Below are 21,045 nucleotides of genomic sequence, written 5' to 3' on the forward strand. Positions count from 1 at the left end.
CTTGATTCTCCTCATTTCAATCCGGTTGCTTCGGTCTTGTTTTTACGCAGGCCGCCCTTCTGCAGAACGGCCTGCGTCCGGTCATTTCTTGGCGGCGAACAGGGCGTCGAGCTTCTGCTCGAAGGCGTGATAGCCGATGCGGTCGTACAGCTCCGCGCGGGTTTGCATCAGGTCGATGACCTCCTTCTGGTGGCCATCGCGGCGAATCGCGGTGTAGACAGCCTCGGCAGCCTTGTTGGCAGCGCGGAAGGCCGACAGCGGGTAGAGCTGGATGGCGACGCCGACCGAAGCCAGTTCGTCGCGGGAAAACAGCGGGGTTGCGCCGAACTCGGTGATGTTGGCCAGCACCGGCACGCCCAGCGCATCAACGAAGCGCTTGTAGGTCGGCAGGTCGTAAGCGGCTTCGGCGAAGATGGCATCGGCGCCGGCTTCGACGTAGCGCAGGCAGCGCTCCATGGCGGCATCCACGCCTTCAGCCTGGATGGCGTCGGTACGGGCGATCAGGAAGAAGGCTGGATCGGTCTTGGCATCGGCAGCCGCCTTGACGCGGTCGACCATCTCCTCGGTGGAGACGATTTCCTTGCCCGGACGATGGCCGCAGCGCTTGGCGCCGACCTGGTCTTCGATATGCGCGGCAGCGGCACCGGCCTTGATCAGGCTCTTGACGGTGCGCTCGATGTTGAAGGCGCTGGGGCCGAAACCGGTGTCGATGTCCACCAGCAGCGGCAGGTCGCACACGTCGGTGATGCGGCGAACGTCGGTGAGCACGTCGTCCAGGGTGTTGATGCCCAGGTCCGGCAGGCCCAGCGAGCCGGCGGCGACACCACCACCGGACAGGTAGATGGCCTTGAAGCCGGCACGCTTGGCCAGCAGCGCGTGGTTGGCGTTGATCGCGCCGATGACCTGCAGCGGACGTTCCTCGGCAATGGCGTCGCGGAAGCGCTGGCCGGCAGTTTTCTGAGTCATGACTCACCTCGTGTTTTGGACGGGTTGGCGAGCGCTTCCTGGTAGTGGCGCTCGATATTTCGCTTGGAGGCACCGATGTGACGGCGCATCAGCAACTCGGCCAGTTCGCCGTCTCGGTCGGCGATGGCATCGAGAATCCGGTGGTGTTCGTTGAAGGCCTGGCGCGGGCGGTTCGGCACGGTGGAGAACTGCAGGCGGTACATGCGCACCAGCTGGTACAGCTCGCCGCAGAGCATCTTGGTCAGGGTCTGGTTGCCGCTGCCCTGGATGATCCGGTAGTGGAAGTCGAAGTCGCCTTCCTGCTGGTAGTAGCCAAGGCCGGCCTGAAAGGCCTCGTCGCGCTCGTGGGTATCCAGCACCCGGCGCAATTCGTCGATCTCGGCCTGGCTCATGCGCTCGGCAGCCAGACGGCAGGCCATGCCTTCGAGGGATTCGCGAATCTCGTAGAGCTCGATCAGCTCGGCATGGTTGAGGGATACGACCCGCGCCCCGACGTGGGGCACGCGCACCAGCAGGCGCTGCCCTTCCAGGCGATGGATGGCCTCGCGCAGCGGGCCACGGCTGATGCCGTAGGTGCGCGCCAGCTCGGGTTCGGAAATCTTGCTGCCGGGAGCGATGTCGCCACGCACGATGGCCGTCTGGATGCGGCGGAAGACGCTTTCGGCCAAGGTTTCCGAGTCCAGCTGTTCGGTGACGGGGCGTTCAGGGGTGTCCAGCATGATTGTCGACACATTCTTGTTTGGTGACGCAAAACTACTGCCATATAAGCAGGCATGTCAAACGACATTCGACTAATTGTCGACAATCCGTCTAATTCCAAAAATCTCACCTGCAGCGTCAGGCTCCCGTCACCTGCGTCATAAGCGTCTGTCGCGCCGGAAAATCCGCGTGTTAGAATGCGCGCCGCCAGCGCCAGTCTGGGCGCCAGTGACTTGCCTGCTAGACTCCCAGACCAGGCGCCTCAGCCAGAATGGCCGTGGGCCGGGCTCCTGGACCTATGACTGCGTTACGCCCAAAGGACTTATGACACTCAAGCCCTTCGCCCCGATTGCCTGCCTGCTCGCCCTCCCCGGCCTTGGCTTCGCCACCGAGAAGACCGTGTACGGCCTCAACGAATACGCCAAGCTGAAGGACCTCGACCTGGAAGTCGCAGCCAAGCTCGACACCGGCGCCAAGACTGCATCCCTCAGCGCCCGCGACATCAAGCGTTTCAAGAAGGATGGCGAGGCCTGGGTGCGTTTCTACCTGGCCATCGACGACGCCCACGAACACCCGATCGAGCGTCCATTGGCGCGGATCAGCAAGATCAAGCGTCGCGCTGGGGACTACGACCCCGATGAAGGCAAGACCTACACCGCACGCCCGGTGATCGAACTGGAGGTGTGCATGGGCAAGGCCCTGCGGCAGATCGAAGTGAACCTCACCGACCGCAGTGCTTTCCAATACCCGCTTCTGATCGGTTCCGAGGCGCTCAAACGCTTCGATGCACTGGTCGACCCGAGCCTTAAATACGCTGCCGGAAAACCCGGCTGTGCCACCGACGCAAACTCTGACGAGTAACCCACATGCGCTCTCTTACCCTGCATCTGAAAGTCCTGATCACCCTGCTGGTGAGCCTGGGCGTTCTGATAACGGCCTACCAGATCTTCATCCAGGGCATCCCGATCACCGAGGATGCGACCGACGACCTCTGGAACATCGACGCCAAGGTCGAGTTCCAGGCGAATCCGCGCGACCCGGTCAAGGTCCAGATGTTCGTTCCGCCGCTGAACCGGGACTACGTCAGCCTCAACGAGAGCTTCATCTCCAACAACTACGGGGTGAGCATCAATCGCGTGGATGGCAACCGCAAGGTGACCTGGTCCGCGCGTCGCGCCAGTGGCAACCAGACCCTCTACTACCGCCTGGTGCTGACCAAGCGCTATACCGGCGAGAAGCCCAAGGACAAGGGGCCGATCTTCCGCGACAGCATTCCGGTCGAAGGCCCCGAGAAGATCGCCGCCGAAGCCCTGCTGGCACCCATCCGCCAGCACTCGGCCGACGTCGAGACCTTCATCAGCGAGACCATCAAGCGGGTCAACAACCTGAACGATGACAACGTCAAGCTGCTGCTGGCCGGCGACACCAGCACGCCGAACAAGGCCAAGGCCATCGAGCTGCTACTGTCCATCGCCCACGTGCCGATGGAACGCGTGCACACCATTCGCCTGGTCAGCGAGCAGTCCCAGAGCCCCGAACTCTGGCTGCGCAGCTTCAACGGCGAGAACTGGCTGTACTTCAACCCGGACAGCGGCGAGCAGGGCCTGCCCAGCGACCGCCTGATCTGGTGGACCGGTGACGACAGCCTGATCACCGTCGACGGCGGCAAGAAGGTCCAGGTGACCTTCAGCATGAACAACAGCGAAATGAACGCCATCCGCCTGGCCAAGCTGACCGACGAAAACACCGACGCCGACTTCCTCGAATACTCGCTCTACGGCCTGCCGCTGCAGACCCAGCAGACCTACCAGATCATGATCATGATCCCGATCGGCGTGCTGGTGATCCTGATCCTGCGCAACCTCGGCGGCCTGCAGACCCTGGGCACCTTCACCCCGGTGCTGATCGCCCTCGCCTTCCGCGAAACCCAGCTGGGCTTCGGCATAGTGCTGTTCACCATCATCACCGCGCTCGGCCTGTCGCTGCGCTCCTACCTCGAGCACCTGAAGCTGCAGATGCTGCCGCGACTGTCGGTGGTGCTGACCTTCGTGGTGGTGCTGATCGCGGTCATCAGTCTGCTGAGCCACAAGCTCGGCCTGGAGCGCGGCCTGTCGGTCGCCCTGTTCCCGATGGTGATCCTGACCATGACCATCGAACGCCTGTCCATCACCTGGGAAGAGCGCGGCGGCGGCCATGCCTTCAAGGTGGCCATCGGCACCCTGATCGCCGCTACCCTGGCGCACCTGCTGATGACCATTCCGGAGCTGACCTATTTCATCTTCACCTTCCCGGCGGTTCTGCTGATCATGGTGGGCTTCATGCTGGCGATGGGTCGCTACCGCGGCTACCGCCTGACCGAGCTCTTCCGCTTCAAAGCCTTCCTGAAGGACTGAGCCATGTTCGGCCTGATCAAGACATGGAAAGCCCTCGAAGCCAAAGGCATCATGGGCATCAACCGGCGAAACGCGGACTACGTGCTGAAGTACAACAAGCGGCACCTGTACCCGATCGTCGACGACAAGATCATCACCAAGCAACGCGCCATCGAGGCGGGAATCCACGTACCCGAAATGTACGGGATCATCTCCACCGAGAAGGAAATCGAGAAGCTTGACGAGATCATCGGCGAGCATAACGACTTCGTGATCAAGCCGGCGCAGGGCGCCGGCGGCGACGGCATCCTGGTGATCGCCGACCGCTTCGAAGGCCGCTACAAGACGGTGTCCGGCAGGATCATCAGCCACGAGGAAATCGAGCACCAGATTTCCTCGATCCTCACCGGCCTCTACTCCCTCGGCGGGCACCGCGACCGCGCGCTGATCGAGTACCGCGTGACCCCGGACCAGATCTTCAAGAGCATCAGCTACGAAGGCGTGCCGGACATCCGCATCATCGTGCTGATGGGCTACCCGGTGATGGCCATGCTGCGCCTGCCGACCCGCCAGTCAAATGGCAAAGCCAACCTCCACCAGGGCGCCATCGGCGTCGGCGTGGACCTGGCCACCGGCGTCACCCTGCGCGGCACCTGGCTGAACAACAAGATCGCCAAGCACCCGGACACCACCAACGCGGTGGACGGCGTGCAGCTGCCGAACTGGGATGGCTTCATGAAGCTGGCTGCCGGTTGCTACGAGCTGTGCGGTCTGGGCTACATCGGTGTCGACATGGTGCTGGACCAGGAAAAGGGCCCGCTGATCCTCGAGCTCAACGCCCGCCCCGGCCTGAACATCCAGATCGCCAACGACTGCGGCCTGACCCACCGTGCCCACGCCATCGAGGCTCGCCTCGAAGAGCTGAAGGCCAAGGGCATCCAGGAAACCCCGGAAGAACGCATGCGGGTATCCCAGGAGCTGTTCGGCCATGTACGGCCGGTGGAGATCTGATCCACACGCAAACGAGAAAGGGCGCTATCCAGCGCCCTTTTTTATTTTCCTGTGGAAGCGAATTCATTCGCGACTGAAATCGCCCACAGACAATTCGTAGCCTGGATGAAATCCGGGAACGGCGGTGGGACTTTCCCCGGATTTCATCCAGGCCACGGAACTGCGAAACCCAACGAGGCGGACTTGTCCTGCAGTGTTGGGCCTCGTTCCTCGAACCAACCTACGGAAGCATTACCAGAAGCGGAAGCGAAAGAAGGGGCCTTCCGGCCCCTCTTCATCCACCCGCCGGCCTCAATCGTTGCTCGGCTTGTTGATGGCGTGCAGCACGTACTGTGGCAGGGCGAAGGCGCCGACGTGGATTTCCGGGTTGTAGTAGCGGGTCACGATGCCGCTGCCGGCGTAGCGCTGGCGCAGGGTTTCCAGCGGCAGCTTGCGCATCTCCGGATCGGTGGCGCCCCAGGCGAAGGCCATGGAGCCGCCGATGTAGGTCGGCACGGCGGCCTGGTAGAAATGCCAGTCGGCAAACAGGCTGTCCATGCGGGAAGCCGTGGTCTGCACTTCGCCAAGCTGCATGAAGGGCGTGCCGTTCTGGGTCACCAGCACGCCGCCATCGTTCAGGCAGCGGCGGCAGGCCTGGTAGAAGTTCTCGGAGAACAGCACCTCGCCCGGACCGATGGGATCGGTGGAGTCGGAGATGATCACGTCGAACTTCTCCTCGGTGGTGGCGACGAAGCGCATGCCGTCGTCGATCACCAGGTTCAGGCGCGGGTCTTCATAAGCGCCCTTGGAGTGGTTCGGCAGGAATTCCTTGCACATTTCGACGACAGTGCCGTCGATCTCGACCATGGTGATGCGCTCGATATCGCGGTGCTTGCACACTTCACGCAGCATGCCGCCGTCGCCACCGCCGATGATCAGCACGCTCTTCACCGCGCCGTGGGCGAGGATCGGTACGTGGGTGAGCATCTCGTGATAGATGAACTCGTCCGCCTCGGTGGTCTGAATCACGCCATCCAGCGCCATCACACGGCCCATGCGCGCATTTTCGAAGATCACCAGATGCTGGTGCTCGGTGCGCACTTCGTGCAGCAGCTTGTCCATGCGGAAGCGCTGGCCGTATCCGTCGTAGAGAGTTTCCTGGTAATCGCTCATGGGTTGTCTCCCCTGCTGGCTGTGTTCGCGGACGGTACTCCGCCCCAAGAAAAGGCGCGCATTCTACGATGGCTTCGATGACAGGTCGAACCACGTCGGGCAAATTTGAAAGTCAGTTTTGCAGAGACGACACGGCGCCAGGAAGCTATCGTCGCACCATGACCACAAACGCTCCATATGATTGATTCCCGCGAGCCCATGCGCCTTGATTATTTCGAGCCCTGGAGCTGGAAGCAGTTCCAGCGACATTTCGCGCTGCGCTGCCTGCCCGGGGTCGAGCACCTGACCGACGACAGCTACTGCCGCAGTTTCCGCCTCGGCGAACGCAGCGGCTGGTTTCGCCTGCGGCCATCGCAAGGCGCCCTGGAACTCGAACTGAGCCCGGCAGCCAGCGATCTCGCCCCACAGCTGGCGCCGCGCATCCGGCGCATGTTCGACCTGGACAGCGACCCCGCCGCCATCGCCCGGCACCTGAGCCGCGATCCACTGCTGCAGGGCCTGTTGGCGCGCTATCCGGGCCTGCGTCTGCCGGTGGCATTCGACCCGTTCGAGCAAGGGGTGCGCACCATCATCGGCCAGCAGGTGACGGTAAAGGCCGCGGTGACCATTGCCGGGCGACTGGTGGAGCGCCTGGGCGACCCGCTGGAAGGGGCCGAAGGCGACGGCCCGCAACGGCTCTTCCCCACGCCCCGGGCCATCGCCGACGATCCGCTGCCCGGCATCGGCATGCCCGGCAAACGTGTCGACACCTTGCGCCGCTTCGCCCAGGCGATAGCGGACGGAAGCCTGGAACTGAGCCTGGAAGCCGGCGTCGAAGCCCTGGTCGAACGTCTCTGCGCCCTGCCCGGCATCGGCCGCTGGACCGCCGAATATATCGCCCTGCGTGCCTTCGGTCAGCCGGATGCCTTTCCCGCCGCCGATCTGGGGCTGCTCAAATCGCCACTCTGGGGGCCGGACGGCATCAGCGCCCGGGAACTGGCCAGCCGCGCCGAACACTGGCGACCATGGCGCGCCTATGCCGCCGTCTATCTCTGGCAGAGCTACGCCGAGGACAACTGACATGTACTTCCGCTTTCACGACAGCCCTACCGGTTCCCTGCTGCTCGCCGGCGACGATGCCGGCCTGCGAATGCTGTACATGGACACCGAGCGGCATGGCTACCCGAACCCCGACTGGCAGCCGGCCAGCCGCCAGTTCGACGAAGCCTGCCGGCAACTGGACCGCTACTTCGAAGGCCGCCTGAAGCGCTTCGACCTGCCGCTCGCGCCCCGTGGCACGCCCTTCCAGCAACGGGTCTGGCAAGCCCTGCTGGAGATTCCCTACGGACACACCACCAGCTACAGCGAACTGGCCGAACGCATCGGCAATCCGAAGTCGGTGCGCGCGGTGGGCACGGCCAATGGCGCCAACCCCATTTCCATCATCATTCCCTGCCATCGGGTGATCGGCCGCGACGGCAGCCTGACCGGCTATGCGGGCGGCCTGGCGCGCAAGGCGCTGCTGCTGAAACTGGAAGGCGCGAAGCTGCAACCGGAGCAGGACCAGTTGCTGCTGATCTAGTCGATTGTCGAGCGTAAAAACCAGCGTCAGGGCTGACGGATACGCGCCAGCACCTTCGGCGGCTCCGCCAGCGGCAGCTCGATGATCATCCCTTCTCCGCTCTTCGGCGCCACCCCGGTCAGCGCCTTGATATTCACCTGGTGGCTGACCATCACCACGGGCCGGTCCTTGGGCACCATGTCGATCGCCTTGCGCAACTCCACGGTCTGCGCCGCCTGGCTATCCGGATCGCTGAAGAAGGAATCCAGCGCCGACAGGGTTTCCACCGCCCCCAGCCCCAACTCCTGGGCAGTGTCCTGGGCGCGGCACCAACTGCTGGCATAGATCCGGGGCTGCTCCACCTTGCGCCCCACCAGCAGCCGGCCCCAGCGCCGCGCTTCCCGGCGCCCCCGGTCGCTGAGATTGCGCTGGGTGCTGCAATCGCCCAGGCGGAATCCTTCCGGATCACCGGTGCCCGGGGCAGTGGTATGGCGCAGCAGGAGGAAGGCCTTGCCCTCGCGCAGGGCCTGCCAGGCCGACCTCTGGTCGGCGGCCGCCGGCAATGCCAGCAGCGCGATGAGCGTCAGGATGACGAAGCGGGTCATCGCCGGGTCGCCACAGGCGGAACCTGGCCAAGGGCGATCCCGAACAGGCCCGGATCAGGGCAAGCCACAACGACGCAAAGGCAGAAACCCATGGGGAGCGCTCCCGGATGGATGCAGTCCCCCCAAGGATAGATCGACCGACGGCGGGCTACCTCGCGTCCCGTCAGACGATTTCAGCTGGTTTCAGAGGCGCGCCAGATCGATCACCGCGAAGCTGGCCACCGTCTCGTGACCTTCCAGCACACCGCCTTCGCGCGCCAGGCCGATGGTCTGCATGCCCGACTCGAGCGCCGCGTCCAGTTCCTGGACCACATCGGACAGGAAAAGGATCTGCTCGCCCGGCAGGCCGATGGCCGCAGCAATCTTCCGGTACGACTCCGCCTCACGCTTGGGGCCGGTGGTGGTATCGAAGTAGCCGGAGAACAGCGGGGTCAGGTCGCCCGCTTCGGAGCAGCCGAAAATCAGCTTCTGCGCCTGGATCGAGCCGGAGGAATAGACGTACAGGTCGTAGCCCTCCTGCTTCCAGCGGCGCAGTGCCTCCACCGCATCCGGGTAGACATGCCCCTTGAGCTGGCCGGCGCGGTAACCCTGCTCCCAGACCATCCCTTGCAGCGCCTTCAGCGGCGTGGCCTTGCGGTCTTCGGCGATCCAGCCCAGGAGAATCTCCACTACCCGTTCGGGGCTGGCTCCGGCTTCGCCGCTTTCCGCGCGCACCGCGTCGATCTGCTGCGCCACCGCCGGCTCGTCGGCGTGACTCAGGACGTACTCGGGCAGGTGGCGCGCAGCAAAGGGGAAAAGCACGTCGAAGACGAAGCTCACCGCGCTGGTGGTGCCTTCGATGTCGGTGAGGATGGCCTTGATGGGCATGGGGAAACTCCAGGTGAATCGGATGTTGCCGCTGTAGGAGCCAACTTGCTGGCGAAATCAAAAAGCTTCGCGAGCAAGCTCGCTCCTACCGAGGCCGGGATCAGTCTTCCAGCTGCGGGAAGCGCTTGGCGATCTCGTCGCCGGTGAACTGGGCCACCCAGCCTTCCGGATTGTTGAACAGGCGGATGGCCACGAAATGCGGATGCTCGCCCATGTCGAACCAGTGGCGGGTGCCGGCCGGCACGGAGATCAGGTCGTTCTTCTCGCAGAGCACCGCATAGACGTAGTCGTCGATATGCAGGGTGAACAGGCCGCGGCCGGCAACGAAGAAGCGCACCTCGTCCTCGCCATGGCGGTGTTCGTCGAGGAACTTGGCGCGCAGTTCGGCCTTCTGCGGGTGATCGCTGGTCAGACTGACCACGTCGACGGTCACGTAGCCCTGCTCGCGCATCAGCCGGTCGATCTGCGGGCGGTAGGCGGCGATCACCTCATCCTGGCTGGCGCCCGGGGCGATGGGGGCCGAAGCCTCCCAGCGCTCGAAGCGCACACCAACGGACGCCAGGGTGGAGGCGATGTCGTCCAAGTGGGTGAGGACCTTGTTCGGCAGGTCCGGGTTGGATTCGTGATAGACGGTCAGGCTGCTCATCTGGGTACTCCTTGCGGGCCTCCTCCCGGCTCTTCGGGCGGGTCGGACGGCACCGTTGTCAGTCAGGCACCTTCGTGGGAAGGAAGCATCAGCGATCGGGTGATCGAGAGGGTCTTGAGCTCGCACTCGAAGAGGAATTCGAAGGCCTCGACCTGGCGCAGGGCGTCGCTCATGCGCGGTCCCCAAGTATAGAGGCCGTGGCCACGGATCAGGTATCCAACGCAGTCCGGATGCTGGTCCAGCCAGGGTTGCACCTTGGCCGCCAGGCGGGCGATGTCCTGGTCGTTGTCGAAGATCGGCACCAGCACCTGGGATTCATGGGTGGTAATACCGCTGAAGGCCTTCTGCAGTTCGTAGTCGGCAAATACCAGGGAATCGGCCAGGGTCAGCCGCGACAGTACGGTGGCGTTCACCGAGTGCGTGTGCAGCACCGCGCCGATCTCCGGCTTCCAACGGTAGAGCTGGGTGTGCAGCAGGGTTTCCGCCGAGGGCTTCTTGCCCGGCTCCAGGCTGTTGCCGTCCATGTCGGTGGCCAGCACGTCGTCCGGGCCCAGCTGGCCTTTGTGCTTGCCGGAGACGGTCAGCAGCGCCTCATCGGCGGACAGACGCGCCGAATAGTTGCTGCTGGTGGCCGGCGACCAGCCGCGGCCGTAGAGGAAGCGGCCTGCGTGGATGATTTCCTCGGCGAGTTGTTGGCGATTCATGCCCGCTCCTCCTGCAATCGGATGGCAATGATAACGGCTGCGGCAAGCGCCGCGAGACTGGCGATGACGTAGGTCCAGAGCGGACCGAGGCTACTCCAGGCGTAGCCCGAGTAAAGCGCGCCGAGGGCGCCGCCGGTACCGGCCAGGGCCGCGTAGAGCGCCTGCCCCTGACCTTGCTGGCCGGCCCCGAACCGACGTTGCACGAAATGGATGGCGGCTGCGTGAAAGCTGCCGAACGTAAAGGCATGTAGCACCTGGGCGAACAGCAGGACCGGCAACTGGTCGGCGAAATTGCCCAGCAGCAGCCAGCGCAGCGCCGCGATCAGGAAGCTGGCCAGCAGCACCACGCGCACCGAGTAACGCGCGAGGATGCGCGCCATCACGATGAACAGCAGCACCTCGGCCACCACGCCCAGGGCCCAGAGCTGGCCGATCAGGCTGCGCGAATACCCGAGGGATTCCAGGTAGATGGTCTGGAAGCTGTAGTAGGGTCCGTGGGACAGCTGCATCAGCCCGACGCTCATATAGAAGGCGAGCACGCCCGGCTGACGCAACTGGGCGAGGAAACCGCCCTGCCCCACCGCATCCGGACTGACCTGCGGCGTCGCGTTGGGCACCCAGAAGCTGCTGAGGGCGATGCCGCTCATGATGAACACCAGCGCCCAGGGATAGAGGTCCAGGCTGAACAGCTCGAACAGCTTGCCCAGGCCGATCACCGTGAGGATGAAGCCGATGGAGCCCCACAGCCGCACCTGGCTGTAGCGTGCCGCCTGCTCCTTGAGGTGCGCCAGGGTGATCACCTCGAATTGCGGCAGCACCGCATGCCAGAAGAAGGCGTGCAGCGCCATGATCAGCGCCAGCCAGGCGTAGCTGTGGCTGACGAAGATCAGCGAGAAGGTCAGCAGGGTGCAGAAGGCGCCGAAGCGCACGATGTCCAGCCGCCGGCCACTGCGGTCGCCCAGCCAGCCCCAGAGGTTGGGCGCCACGCAGCGCATCAGCATGGGAATGGCCAGCAGTTCGCCGATGCGCGCACTGGAGAAACCCAGGTGTGCGAAGTACAGGCCCAGGAAGGGCGCCGTGGCGCCCAGCAGGGAAAAGTAGAAGAGATAAAAGCTGGAAAGCCGCCAATAGGGCAGCGCGTTCGCGCCGCCCGTCACAGCTGCCCGAGCACCGGGGTTTCCACCCGCACGTCGGCATTCTGCGCGCGGTGGCGCAGCAGGTGGTCCATCAGCACGATGGCCATCATGGCTTCGGCGATCGGCGTGGCGCGGATACCTACGCAGGGGTCATGGCGGCCCTTGGTGATCACTTCCACCGGATTGCCGTGGATGTCGATGGAACGGCCGGGGGTGGTGATGCTGGAGGTGGGTTTGAGCGCCAGGCTGGCGACGATCGGCTGGCCCGAGGAGATGCCGCCGAGGATGCCGCCGGCATTGTTGCTGAGGAAGCCTTCCGGGGTCAGCTCGTCGCGGTGCTGGGTGCCACGCTGGGAGACGCTGTCGAAGCCGGCGCCGATCTCCACGCCCTTAACCGCGTTGATGCTCATCAGCGCATGGGCCAGCTCGGCATCCAGGCGGTCGAAGATCGGCTCGCCCAGGCCCGGCGGCACGCCTTCGGCGACCACGGTAATCCTCGCGCCCACCGAGTCCTGGTCGCGGCGCAGCTGGTCCATGTAGGCCTCCAGCTCCGGCACCTTGTCCGGGTCGGGGCTGAAGAAGGCGTTTTGCTCAACCGAATCCCAGGTCTTGAAGGGGATCTCGAAAGGACCGAGCTGGCTCATGTAGCCGCGCACGGTGATGCCCTGGGTGGCCAGGTATTTCTTGGCGATGGCGCCAGCGGCCACGCGCATGGCGGTTTCACGCGCCGAGGAACGGCCGCCACCACGGTAGTCGCGGATGCCGTACTTGTGGTGGTAGGTGTAGTCGGCGTGGGCCGGGCGGAACAGGTCCTTGATCGCCGAGTAGTCCTTGGACTTCTGGTCGGTGTTGCGAATCAACAGGCCAATAGCGCAACCGGTGGTCTTGCCTTCGAAGACGCCGGAGAGGATTTCCACCTCGTCGGCTTCCTGGCGCTGGGTGGTATGGCGGCTGGTGCCCGGCTTGCGGCGGTCGAGGTCACGCTGCAGGTCCTCGTGGGACAGTTCCAGCCCCGGCGGGCAGCCGTCGACTATGGCGACCAGCGCCGGACCATGGCTTTCGCCAGCGGTGGTGACGGTGAACAGCTTGCCGTAGGTGTTGCCGGACATGCACAGTGCTCCGCAGAAATGGGCCTCGATTCGAAGGTCGAGCAGTATACCCGCGGCGCCTGGCCAGTTCACCCCTCGAACCTTGTGCCGGCACCCGCGTCCAACCCGCCACGCCAGATACCGAATCCGCCCCGATGCTGCGACTCTTCCTGCTTTTCCTCCCCCTTCTCGCCAGCCTGGCCCAGGCCGCCCCCCAGAGCGTGCTGCAACGCCCCGCGGAACTGGACACCGGCAACGGCATCCTGCGCGGCACCCTGCTACGGCCGAAGACCGACCAGCCTGTGCCGGTGGCACTGATCATCGCCGGCTCCGGCCCCACCGACCGCGACGGCAACAACCCCATCGGCGGGCGCAACGACAGCCTGAAGAAGCTTGCCCAGCTGCTGGCGCGCAATGGCATCGCCAGCCTGCGCTACGACAAGCGCGGCATCGCCGCCAGTCGCGATGCCGGAACCGACGAACGCCAGCTGAGCATCGAACTGTACACCCGCGACGCGGCAGCCTGGGGCCGATCCCTGAAGCAGGACCCGCGCTTCTCGCAGCTCATCCTCATCGGCCACAGCGAAGGCGCGCTGATCGCCAGCCTGGCGGCGGACGCGGCCGGCGCCGATGCACTGATCAGCATTGCCGGCAGCGCCCGCCCCATCGACCAGTTGCTTCGCGACCAGTTGCAGAGCCGTCTGCCACCGCCGCTACTGATCCAGAGCGAAGCACTGCTGGCCAGCCTGCGCTCGGGCCAGGAGGTAGCCGAAGTGCCCCCGGCACTGGAAGCGCTGTTCCGCCCCAGCGTACAGCCCTACCTGATTTCCCTGTTCCGCCAGGACCCGGCGCAGGCATTCGGCCGGCTGCGGATTCCGGCGCTGATCCTGCAGGGCAGCAGCGATATCCAAGTCAGCGTGAGCGATGCCGAGCAGCTCAAGGCTGCCCGCCCCGACGCCGAACTGGTGATCGTCGAAGGCATGAACCACATGCTGCGCATCGTGCCCATGGACATGGAGCAGCAGCTGGCGTCCTATCGCAACCCGCAGCTGCCCCTGGCGCAGGAACTGGGCACGCACATCCTGGCGTTCATCAAGAGGCTTCCCGACTCCAGAAATGCGGGAATCAGCCGATAAAGACGAAAGGCTCTGTAGGAAATCTGGCCCATCACCGGAAATTGCTTACAGAATCTGGACTGACGTACCAGGTAACTCGTCACAGGCTCCTACAAGGTACTTCCCAATGAACGAAAGCCCAGCTGAACAGCAGAGCGCCGAAGAAGCCGTGCCCCAACCCCATCCCTGGGCCGAACTGGCTGCCGAGCACTTCGACCTCCTGCGCCTCGCGCCCCTGCCCATCGACCGTCATACCGGGGCACGGCCGCTGCGTTTCGTCGAACTGGGTCGCGTGGAGCGCCACAACCGTGATCAGAGCATGCTGCGCCTGTGCATCGGCCTGCCCGGACAGAAGCTGCGCAAGGAGCAGAACCTGCTGGAGGTCTGGGCCGACCACCGCAGCAAGGAAATGCGCTTCGGCCCGGACAGCGGCCTGAACCTGGAGCCACAGAACCGAGGCCTGGGTCGCTTCCTGCTGGCCCAGGGCATTGCCTGGGCCAGGCAACGCTGGGCGCACTATCGGGTAGAAGGTGGCGCCCTGCCCGCCAGGGACGCCCTGGACAACGAAATCCGCCTGCGCCGCGACCACGTGCTCAAGGCACAGGGCTTCGAAGTCACCTACCCGGACAAGGTTCAGCTGAAAGCCAGCTACGGCGCCGGCCGGGTCAGCGAACTGCACGCTGACTGGCACCGCGAGAAGGTGCAAATCCTGGGGTTGCAGGAAGTCGCCGCCATGCTCGAGCAGGCCGACCAAAACCTGCAGCGGCAGGACGTGGAGATTCGCAAGCTGGAAGAGCGCATTGCCATCTACAAGCGCGAAGACGGCGGCCTGCGCTTCACTATCGCCTGCCTGGTGGCCTTCGCGGTATTCCAGGCCAGCCTGCTGATCTGGATTACCACCCGCTGAGCCGACGGCTCAGGGATTCAGCCGCGAGCGGAACAGTGCCTGGTGCTCACGACACTGCTTGGCGCTGAGCATGAATACGCCGTGGCCGCCGTGCTCGAAGTCCAGCCAGAGGAAATCCACCTCCGGGTAGAGCGCTTCCACGTGAACCTGGCTGTTCCCCACTTCCACGATCAGCAGGCCCTTCTCGGTCAGGTGGTCCGCCGCTTCGGCGAGCATCCGCCGCACCAGGTCGAGGCCGTCGTTGCCGCAGGCCAGGCCGAGTTCGGGTTCGTGGTGATACTCCTCCGGCATGCTGGCGAAGTCTTCCGAGTCCACATAGGGCGGGTTGGACACGATGAGGTCGAAGCGCTGCCCCGGCAGACCGTCGAAGCCATCGCCCTGCACCGTGTAGACGCGGTCTTCCAGGCCGTGGCGCTCGATGTTCAGGTTGGCCACTTCCAGGGCATCGAAGGAGAGGTCGCCCAGCACCACTTCGGCGCCGGGGAAGACGTGAGCACAGGCGATACCGATGCAGCCCGAGCCGGTGCAGAGGTCGAGCACCCGCGCCGGCTCCTCGGGCAGCCAGGGGGAGAACTGCTGCTGGATCAGTTCGGCGATGGGCGAACGCGGCACCAGCACTCGCTGGTCGACCACGAAGGGCATGCCACAGAACCAGGCCTCGCCCAGCAGGTAGGCCACCGGCACGCGCTCTTCGATGCGTCGGCGCAGCAGTTCGCGCAGGTGTGCGCACTCATCCTCTTCCAGGCGGCAGTCCAGGTAGCTGTCGGCAATCTCGTAGGGCAGATGCAGCGCGCCGAGCACCAACTGGCGGGCTTCGTCCCAGGCGTTATCGGTGCCGTGCCCGAAGAACAGGTTTTCGGCATGGAAACGGCTGACTGCCCAGCGAATGTGGTCACGCAGGGTGCGCAGGCGGGATTCGGACACGGCAGCTACCTCAGAAAACGGGCCGCAGATTCTACCACCCCTGCCGCCCGGGAGCAGCCCACGACGGCCGACGAACGGCCTCCCCGAACGCCCCTGCAAGCCCGTGGCGATTGAAGGCAGGCACCGGGCTAGACAACTGGACCTTGGTCCATGGTTCACTTATTCCGCTGCAGGGCGGACAATAGTGGCCATGTCGTACCTGGAGATTCGCATGTCCGCTCCCAAATCCATGTTCCAGCTCAGTGGCCGCGGCCATCCGCCGGCCAGCCTGAACAATGCAACCCTGGTGATCATCGACGCCCAGGAAGAGTACCGCAGCGGCGTTCTCGCCCTGCCCGGGCTGGATCCCGCCCTGGCTGAAATCGCCAGCCTCCTGGCTGCCGCCCGCGCCATCGGCAGCGCGATCGTCCACGTGAAACACCTTGGCGTCCCCGGCGGCATCTTCGATCCCCGCGGCGAGCGCGGCGAGCACCTGACCGAAACCGCGCCCCTGCCGGGTGAGATCGTGGTCGAGAAGCGCCTGCCCAATGCCTTCGCCGGCACCGACCTGCATGACCGCCTGCAGGCCATCGGCCATCTGGACCTGATCGTCTGCGGCTTCATGACCCACTCCAGCATCAGCACCACGGTTCGCGCTGCCAAGGACTATGGTTATCGCTGCACGCTGGTGAGCGCTGCCTGCGCGACCCGTGACCTGCCGACCCTCGATGGCGGCGTCATCAGCGCGGAAGAAATGCACCGAGTCGAGGTGATCGCCCTGGCCGACAACTTCGCCAGCGTGGTGCCGCAGGCCAAGGCGCTCATCTAGGAACGCGCCCCCACATCCCGCGACATCCACGACGGGGTTGGCCGGAACCACCGCCAGAAAGCGCCGGTCATACCCCGATCAAGCAAGAGGACGTCCGGATGAAGTTATCCGATGGTTTCGATGCCCGCCGCCTGCGCCCCCGAGGCCCGGGCAGCTGGCGCTGGCGTTTCGCCGCGGCACTGGCCGCACTGCTCGCCGGCTTCGGCGTGCTGCTGGCAATGGCCGGCGCCGCCACCCTCCTGGGGCGCCCGCCGGCCCTCGGCCCCCTCAACGACAGCACCGGCGCGGCCATCGTGCTGCTGCTCTTCGGCCTGCTCTTCCTCTGGATAGGCGTACTTGGCTGGCGCCTCTGCCGACGCCGCTCCAGGCGCCGCAGCAGCCTCAGCATGTCCCCGCATCTGATGAAGAAACGCGACTGAGCCTGACGCCGGGCATTTGGGTACACTAGCCGCCCTTCGCGGAGGCCTGTATGCAAGACGACGCCCACAACGACGACGATTTTTCCCTGTTCACCCAGCAGATGCGCGGCGTGAAGCGTATCCATGACGATCGCGCCGACACCGGCAAACCCAGGATCGACACCCGCCAGCTCGCCAACCGGCGGCAGAACGCCACGGTCACGCAAACGAACATCAAGGTGGATGGCCTGTCCGACCAGTTCGTCATCGACGTGGGTGCGGAGGACGAACTCTACTGGGCTCGCGACGGTGTGCAGGAAGGCCAGATGCGCAAGCTCAAGCAGGGCCAGATCGGCTTCGAGGGAAGCCTCGACCTGCACGGCATGACGGTGGAAAAGGCCCGCGAAACCCTCTGGGACTTCATCGCCGAAGCCACCCGATTCGAAGTGCGCTGCGTGCGCGTCACCCATGGCAAGGCGGCGCGGCTGGACGGCAAGCGCCCGCTGATCAAGAGCCACGTCAACACCTGGCTGCGCCAGCACCCGCAGGTACTCGGCTTCACTTCCTGCCTGCCGAAGCACGGCGGCACCGGTGCTGTCTATGTGATGCTGCGGCGGACCATGCTCGAAGGCCGCGACGAGTGACCGGAGGGTGACTGCCTGCCGCCAGCGGAATGCTCCGGGCAGCGGGCCAGCCGTCTGTCCGCGCCTGAAAATGACTCACGCGCTCGCATGGTGCCCTTGCCAGCCGCCCCTTCGCACCCTACCCTGCGCCTTTGCGTAAACCCCCACAGGAATTTCCATGTCCCTGGAACAGCATTACACCGCGATCCTCGGCCAGCTCGGCGAGGATGTCTCCCGCGAAGGCCTGCTCGATACCCCGAAGCGTGCCGCCAAGGCGATGCAGTACCTCTGCCGCGGCTACCAGCAGACGCTGGAGGAAGTCACCAACGGCGCCCTGTTCAGCTCCGACAACAGCGAAATGGTGCTGGTGAAGAACATCGAGCTGTACTCGCTCTGCGAGCACCACCTGCTGCCGTTCATCGGCAAGGCCCATGTGGCCTACATCCCCAACGGCAAGGTATTGGGCCTGTCCAAGGTGGCACGCATCGTCGACATGTACGCCCGCCGCCTGCAGATCCAGGAAAACCTCAGCCGCCAGATCGCCGAAGCCGTCCAGCAGGTCACCGGTGCCCTGGGCGTTGCGGTGGTCATCGAGGCCCAGCACATGTGCATGATGATGCGCGGTGTGGAGAAGCAGAATTCCTCCATGGTCACTTCGGTGATGCTCGGCGAATTCCGCGAAAACTCCGCCACCCGCAGCGAATTCCTCAGCCTGATCAACAGCTGAGTTTCGCTGCCCCCCCAAAAAAGCCGGCGAAAGCCATAGGGCGGGTAGCCGTTGTTGTAGGAGCGAGCTTGCTCGCGAAGCTTTCCGGAATATCGCCCGTTCGCCAGCAAGCTGGCTCCTACAGCGTTTCCCCGCAAGAGAAGGCAGCAACGCCGCTTACCCGGCAAGGGATTAGCGGCGTTCTCATGTGAACGCCCTCAGACGCTCAACCGAAGAAGCGCTTCATCGAGCGCGACAGCCAGCCGCCGCTACTATCGTCCCGGGTCAACTGCTGCATGTTGGCCTTGACCGCTTCGACGTAGTTGGCGTCGTCGTTGCGGATGTGATTGAACAGCCAGCGTCCGAGCAGGTCCTTGAGCTCATCGGCCACGTCTTCGCCGGCCTGATGACGCGTGCGGAACACGTTGACCCGCCGGATGAACAGTTCGTGGACCTTCTTGTGTGCCCGGCTGAACTGGTAGCCGGCATCTTCCAGCAGGGTTTCCTCGAAGGCGAAGTGCGACAGCGTGTAGTCGACCACCTCTTCGATCACCCGCGCCACAGCCGCCTGGTCCATCTGCAATTGGGCGGCATGCAATCCGTTGATCATTTCGACGATGCGCTTGTGTTGGCCGTCGATGACCTCGATACCGGTGTCCAGATCGCTTTCCCACTCGAGATACGCCACTTGCCCTCCTCAGCGCGCCGCCAGGCGTTGCCTGAAACTTCAGAACGAGCAGTAGGCTAGTGACTGACAGCGGGTAAGGTCTTGATTCCAATCAATAAGATGAGAACAACCTGCAGCCCGGTCGCAATCTCACCGCGCGGGTTGCCGGACAGAGAGCACCGGACAGTCCGAAGCAATGGATATCCGCCAGGTGCCCGCTGTCGGTCAGAAACGAAAAAGCCGGCTTGCGCCGGCTTCTTCATGCAGCAAAAAAGCTCAGTCGAACATGCTTACATGGCGCGGGTGACTGGCGACGCGATCCAGCCAGGCGAGGATCGCCGGGTAGCCGGACAGGTCGAAACCACCTTCGTGGGCCACATGGGTGTAGGCGTAGAGAGCGATATCGGCGATGGAATACTGGTCGCCCACCAGGTACGGCGTACGTTGCAGCTGCTTTTCCATCACCTTCAGCGCCTTGTTCCCGCGCACCTGGCAGACCTTGTACTCCTCCAGGCGATCTTCCGGCATGCCCTGGTACAGCTGAATGAAACGCGCCACCGCGACATAGGGCTCATGGCTGTACTGCTCGAAGAACTGCCACTGCAGCACCTGGGTGCGCAGGCGCGGCTCGGTGGGCAGCAGGTCGGTGCCTTCGGCGAGGAAATTCAGGATGGCATTGGATTCCCAAAGGGTCGCGCCATCTTCCAGCTCCAGTACCGGAATCTTGCCGTTGGGGTTCTTTTCCAGGAATTCGGCACTCTGGGTCTCACCCTTGAGGATGTCCACCGGAATCCACTGGTAGGGCAGGCCGAGCAGGTTGAGGATCAGCTTGACCTTGTAGCAGTTGCCGGATTTGTAGTCGCCGTAAACCTTGTACATGACTCTCCTCCCCTGTGATCAGGCCGCTTGTGCAGCCTGCGCCTGACGGATGACGCCTGCAAGACGCTTCAGGCCTTCGCCCAGCCGCTCGGGTGCCACGTGACTGAAATTCAGGCGCAGGTGGCCCGGGTGCCGGTCCGGATCGATGAAGAAGGGTTCGCCCGGCATGAAGGCGACATTCTGCTCCAGCGCCGGCTTCAACAGACTGCGGGTGTCCAGCGGCTGCTTCAGGGTCAACCAGAAGAACAGCCCGCCCTGGGGGATTTCCCAGGTGGCCAGCTCACCGAAGTGCTCTTCCAGCGCCGCCTGCATGGCATCACGGCGCACGCGGTAGAAATCACGCAGCTCGGCCAGGTGCTGGCGGTACTGCTCGGTACCGAACCACTGCAGCGCCTGCCACTGGCCGATACGGTTGGTGTGCAGGTCGGCGGACTGCTTCAGGCGCAGCAGGTGCGGGAAGAGGTCCGGCGTGGCGATCAGGAAGCCCACGCGCAGGCCCGGCAGCAGGGTCTTGGACACGGTGCCGGTATAGATCCAGCTGGCCTTCTTCAGGCGGCTGACGATGGGAGTGGCGGCGCCTTCATCGAACACCAGCTCGCGATAGGGCTCGTCTTCGATCAGGGTGACGCCGAACTCGTCCAGCAGCGCGGCGACCGCATCGCGCTTGGCCTCGCTGTAGCGGGTGCCGGACGGATTCTGGAAAGTCGGGATCAGGTAGGCGAAGGACGGCTTGTGCTGCTCCAGGCGCTGGCGCAGGACGGCGATCTCGGGGCCGTCGGCTTCCTGGGGTACGCCGATGCAATCGGCGCCGAACAGCTGGAAGGCCTGCAGGGCCGCCAGGTAGGTCGGGGCTTCCAGCAGCACTTCGGTGCCCGGATCGATGAACAGCTTGGAGGCCAGGTCCAGGGTCTGCTGGGAACCGCTGACGATCAGCACCTGGCTCGCCTCGCACGGCACGCCGAGGGCACGTGCCTGGGCGGCGATGGCTTCGCGCAGCGCCGGCTCGCCTTCGCTCATGCCGTACTGGCCCATGCTGGCCGGCATCTCGTCCCATTCCACCTTCGGCAGCATCGGCTCGGCCGGCAGGCCTCCGGCGAAGGACATCACTTCCGGACGCTGGGCGGCGGCAAGGATTTCGCGGATCAGGGAGCTTTTCAGGCGGGCGATGCGTTCGGAGAAGGCCATGGATTGTCACCGGGTGCGGAAGCGAGGAAATTAAGTCAAACTGCTTG

General features: G+C 64.5%; 24 protein-coding genes. 11 read left to right on the plus strand and 13 right to left on the minus strand.

All coding sequences use genetic code 11. From position 1 onward, the window contains the following. Positions 1-81: 81 nt before the first annotated feature. Both prpB and ACFW0B_RS13860 read right to left on the minus strand, forming a co-directional pair. A complete protein-coding gene (prpB, locus tag ACFW0B_RS13855; RefSeq protein ID WP_449149030.1) occupies positions 82-966 on the minus strand; it encodes a methylisocitrate lyase in 885 nt (294 codons plus the stop codon). Then, on the minus strand, positions 963-1,685 hold the full coding sequence (locus tag ACFW0B_RS13860; protein WP_449149032.1) for a GntR family transcriptional regulator: 723 nt from the start codon (positions 1,683-1,685) through the stop codon (positions 963-965). The genes prpB and ACFW0B_RS13860 overlap by 4 nt, the downstream gene beginning before the upstream one ends. A gap of 304 nt (positions 1,686-1,989) precedes the next feature. Here ACFW0B_RS13860 and rloA point away from each other — a divergent pair, with 304 nt between their 5' ends. The 3 genes from rloA to ACFW0B_RS13875 are packed head-to-tail and all read left to right on the plus strand — an operon-like array spanning position 1,990 to position 5,048. Then, entirely contained in the window at positions 1,990-2,526 is a 537-nt protein-coding gene (gene rloA / locus ACFW0B_RS13865) for a retropepsin-like aspartic peptidase RloA (protein ID WP_449149034.1), read from the plus strand. 5 nt (positions 2,527-2,531) lie between these two features. Continuing rightward, complete coding sequence (gene rloB, locus ACFW0B_RS13870) at positions 2,532-4,058, plus strand: osmotic stress tolerance membrane protein RloB (RefSeq protein WP_449149036.1); 1,527 nt, start codon at positions 2,532-2,534, stop codon at positions 4,056-4,058. A gap of 3 nt (positions 4,059-4,061) precedes the next feature. After that, a complete protein-coding gene (locus tag ACFW0B_RS13875) occupies positions 4,062-5,048 on the plus strand; it encodes an alpha-L-glutamate ligase-like protein (RefSeq protein WP_449149038.1) in 987 nt (328 codons plus the stop codon). A 291-nt stretch (positions 5,049-5,339) separates the two neighbouring features. Here ACFW0B_RS13875 and speE read toward each other — a convergent pair whose 3' ends face one another. Next, positions 5,340-6,200: a polyamine aminopropyltransferase gene (gene speE / locus ACFW0B_RS13880; RefSeq protein ID WP_449149040.1), complete on the minus strand. Its 861-nt coding sequence runs from the start codon at positions 6,198-6,200 to the stop codon at positions 5,340-5,342. 198 nt (positions 6,201-6,398) lie between these two features. Between speE and ACFW0B_RS13885 the strand changes: the two genes are divergently transcribed. Continuing rightward, a complete protein-coding gene (locus ACFW0B_RS13885; RefSeq protein ID WP_449149042.1) occupies positions 6,399-7,259 on the plus strand; it encodes a DNA-3-methyladenine glycosylase family protein in 861 nt (286 codons plus the stop codon). Between the two features lies 1 nt (position 7,260). Further along, positions 7,261-7,761, plus strand: a complete 501-nt coding sequence (locus ACFW0B_RS13890; RefSeq protein ID WP_449149044.1) for a methylated-DNA--[protein]-cysteine S-methyltransferase — start codon at positions 7,261-7,263, stop codon at positions 7,759-7,761. Between the two features lie 26 nt (positions 7,762-7,787). Here the strand turns inward: ACFW0B_RS13890 and ACFW0B_RS13895 are convergent, their stop codons facing one another. The 6 genes from ACFW0B_RS13895 to aroC form a co-directional block, all read right to left on the minus strand. Beyond that, the gene (locus tag ACFW0B_RS13895) at positions 7,788-8,345 is read right to left on the minus strand and encodes a histidine phosphatase family protein (protein WP_449149046.1); all 558 of its coding nucleotides are present in this window, start codon (positions 8,343-8,345) and stop codon (positions 7,788-7,790) included. A 183-nt stretch (positions 8,346-8,528) separates the two neighbouring features. Then, entirely contained in the window at positions 8,529-9,212 is a 684-nt protein-coding gene (mtnC, locus tag ACFW0B_RS13900; protein WP_449149048.1) for an acireductone synthase, read from the minus strand. A gap of 100 nt (positions 9,213-9,312) precedes the next feature. Then, positions 9,313-9,858 carry a 1,2-dihydroxy-3-keto-5-methylthiopentene dioxygenase gene (locus ACFW0B_RS13905; RefSeq protein WP_449149050.1) on the minus strand — a complete coding sequence of 182 codons (546 nt, stop codon included), beginning with the start codon at positions 9,856-9,858 and terminating at the stop codon, positions 9,313-9,315. Positions 9,859-9,920: 62 nt separating this feature from the next. Beyond that, the gene (locus ACFW0B_RS13910; RefSeq protein WP_449149052.1) at positions 9,921-10,562 is read right to left on the minus strand and encodes a methylthioribulose 1-phosphate dehydratase; all 642 of its coding nucleotides are present in this window, start codon (positions 10,560-10,562) and stop codon (positions 9,921-9,923) included. Then, a complete protein-coding gene (locus tag ACFW0B_RS13915) occupies positions 10,559-11,719 on the minus strand; it encodes an MFS transporter (RefSeq protein ID WP_449149054.1) in 1,161 nt (386 codons plus the stop codon). The genes ACFW0B_RS13910 and ACFW0B_RS13915 overlap by 4 nt, the downstream gene beginning before the upstream one ends. Next, entirely contained in the window at positions 11,716-12,807 is a 1,092-nt protein-coding gene (gene aroC / locus ACFW0B_RS13920) for a chorismate synthase (protein WP_449149056.1), read from the minus strand. Before aroC ends, ACFW0B_RS13915 begins: the two co-directional genes overlap by 4 nt. Positions 12,808-12,941: 134 nt before the next feature. On the opposite strand from aroC, the gene ACFW0B_RS13925 reads away from it, so the two are divergent. Further along, positions 12,942-13,922, plus strand: coding sequence for an alpha/beta hydrolase (locus ACFW0B_RS13925; RefSeq protein ID WP_449149058.1), 981 nt, complete (start codon positions 12,942-12,944; stop codon positions 13,920-13,922). Positions 13,923-14,028: 106 nt separating this feature from the next. Then, positions 14,029-14,808, plus strand: coding sequence for a hypothetical protein (locus ACFW0B_RS13930; protein ID WP_449149060.1), 780 nt, complete (start codon positions 14,029-14,031; stop codon positions 14,806-14,808). A 9-nt stretch (positions 14,809-14,817) separates the two neighbouring features. On the opposite strand, the gene prmB is transcribed toward ACFW0B_RS13930, so the two are convergent. After that, positions 14,818-15,732 (minus strand): 50S ribosomal protein L3 N(5)-glutamine methyltransferase, encoded by a 915-nt coding sequence (prmB, locus tag ACFW0B_RS13935; protein WP_449149062.1) that lies wholly within the window; start codon positions 15,730-15,732, stop codon positions 14,818-14,820. A 211-nt stretch (positions 15,733-15,943) separates the two neighbouring features. Between prmB and ACFW0B_RS13940 the strand changes: the two genes are divergently transcribed. The 4 genes from ACFW0B_RS13940 (at position 15,944) to folE (ending at position 18,288) form a co-directional block, all read left to right on the plus strand. After that, complete coding sequence (locus ACFW0B_RS13940; protein WP_449149064.1) at positions 15,944-16,540, plus strand: cysteine hydrolase family protein; 597 nt, start codon at positions 15,944-15,946, stop codon at positions 16,538-16,540. 98 nt (positions 16,541-16,638) lie between these two features. Then, positions 16,639-16,959, plus strand: a complete 321-nt coding sequence (locus tag ACFW0B_RS13945) for a hypothetical protein (protein WP_449149066.1) — start codon at positions 16,639-16,641, stop codon at positions 16,957-16,959. A gap of 50 nt (positions 16,960-17,009) precedes the next feature. Beyond that, positions 17,010-17,582, plus strand: a complete 573-nt coding sequence (locus tag ACFW0B_RS13950; RefSeq protein WP_449149068.1) for a Smr/MutS family protein — start codon at positions 17,010-17,012, stop codon at positions 17,580-17,582. A gap of 157 nt (positions 17,583-17,739) precedes the next feature. Beyond that, positions 17,740-18,288 carry a GTP cyclohydrolase I FolE gene (gene folE / locus ACFW0B_RS13955; RefSeq protein ID WP_449149070.1) on the plus strand — a complete coding sequence of 183 codons (549 nt, stop codon included), beginning with the start codon at positions 17,740-17,742 and terminating at the stop codon, positions 18,286-18,288. A 205-nt stretch (positions 18,289-18,493) separates the two neighbouring features. Here the strand turns inward: folE and ACFW0B_RS13960 are convergent, their stop codons facing one another. From ACFW0B_RS13960 to ACFW0B_RS13970, 3 genes are all read right to left on the minus strand, one after another. After that, complete coding sequence (locus ACFW0B_RS13960) at positions 18,494-18,955, minus strand: bacteriohemerythrin (RefSeq protein ID WP_449149072.1); 462 nt, start codon at positions 18,953-18,955, stop codon at positions 18,494-18,496. A gap of 255 nt (positions 18,956-19,210) precedes the next feature. Continuing rightward, entirely contained in the window at positions 19,211-19,813 is a 603-nt protein-coding gene (locus tag ACFW0B_RS13965) for a glutathione S-transferase family protein (RefSeq protein ID WP_449149074.1), read from the minus strand. Positions 19,814-19,831: 18 nt separating this feature from the next. Continuing rightward, positions 19,832-20,998 (minus strand): aminotransferase-like domain-containing protein, encoded by a 1,167-nt coding sequence (locus ACFW0B_RS13970; protein WP_449149076.1) that lies wholly within the window; start codon positions 20,996-20,998, stop codon positions 19,832-19,834. Positions 20,999-21,045 lie beyond the last annotated feature (47 nt).

The organism is Metapseudomonas phytobenefica, from assembly GCF_043392685.1.
Lineage (GTDB): Bacteria > Pseudomonadota > Gammaproteobacteria > Pseudomonadales > Pseudomonadaceae > Metapseudomonas.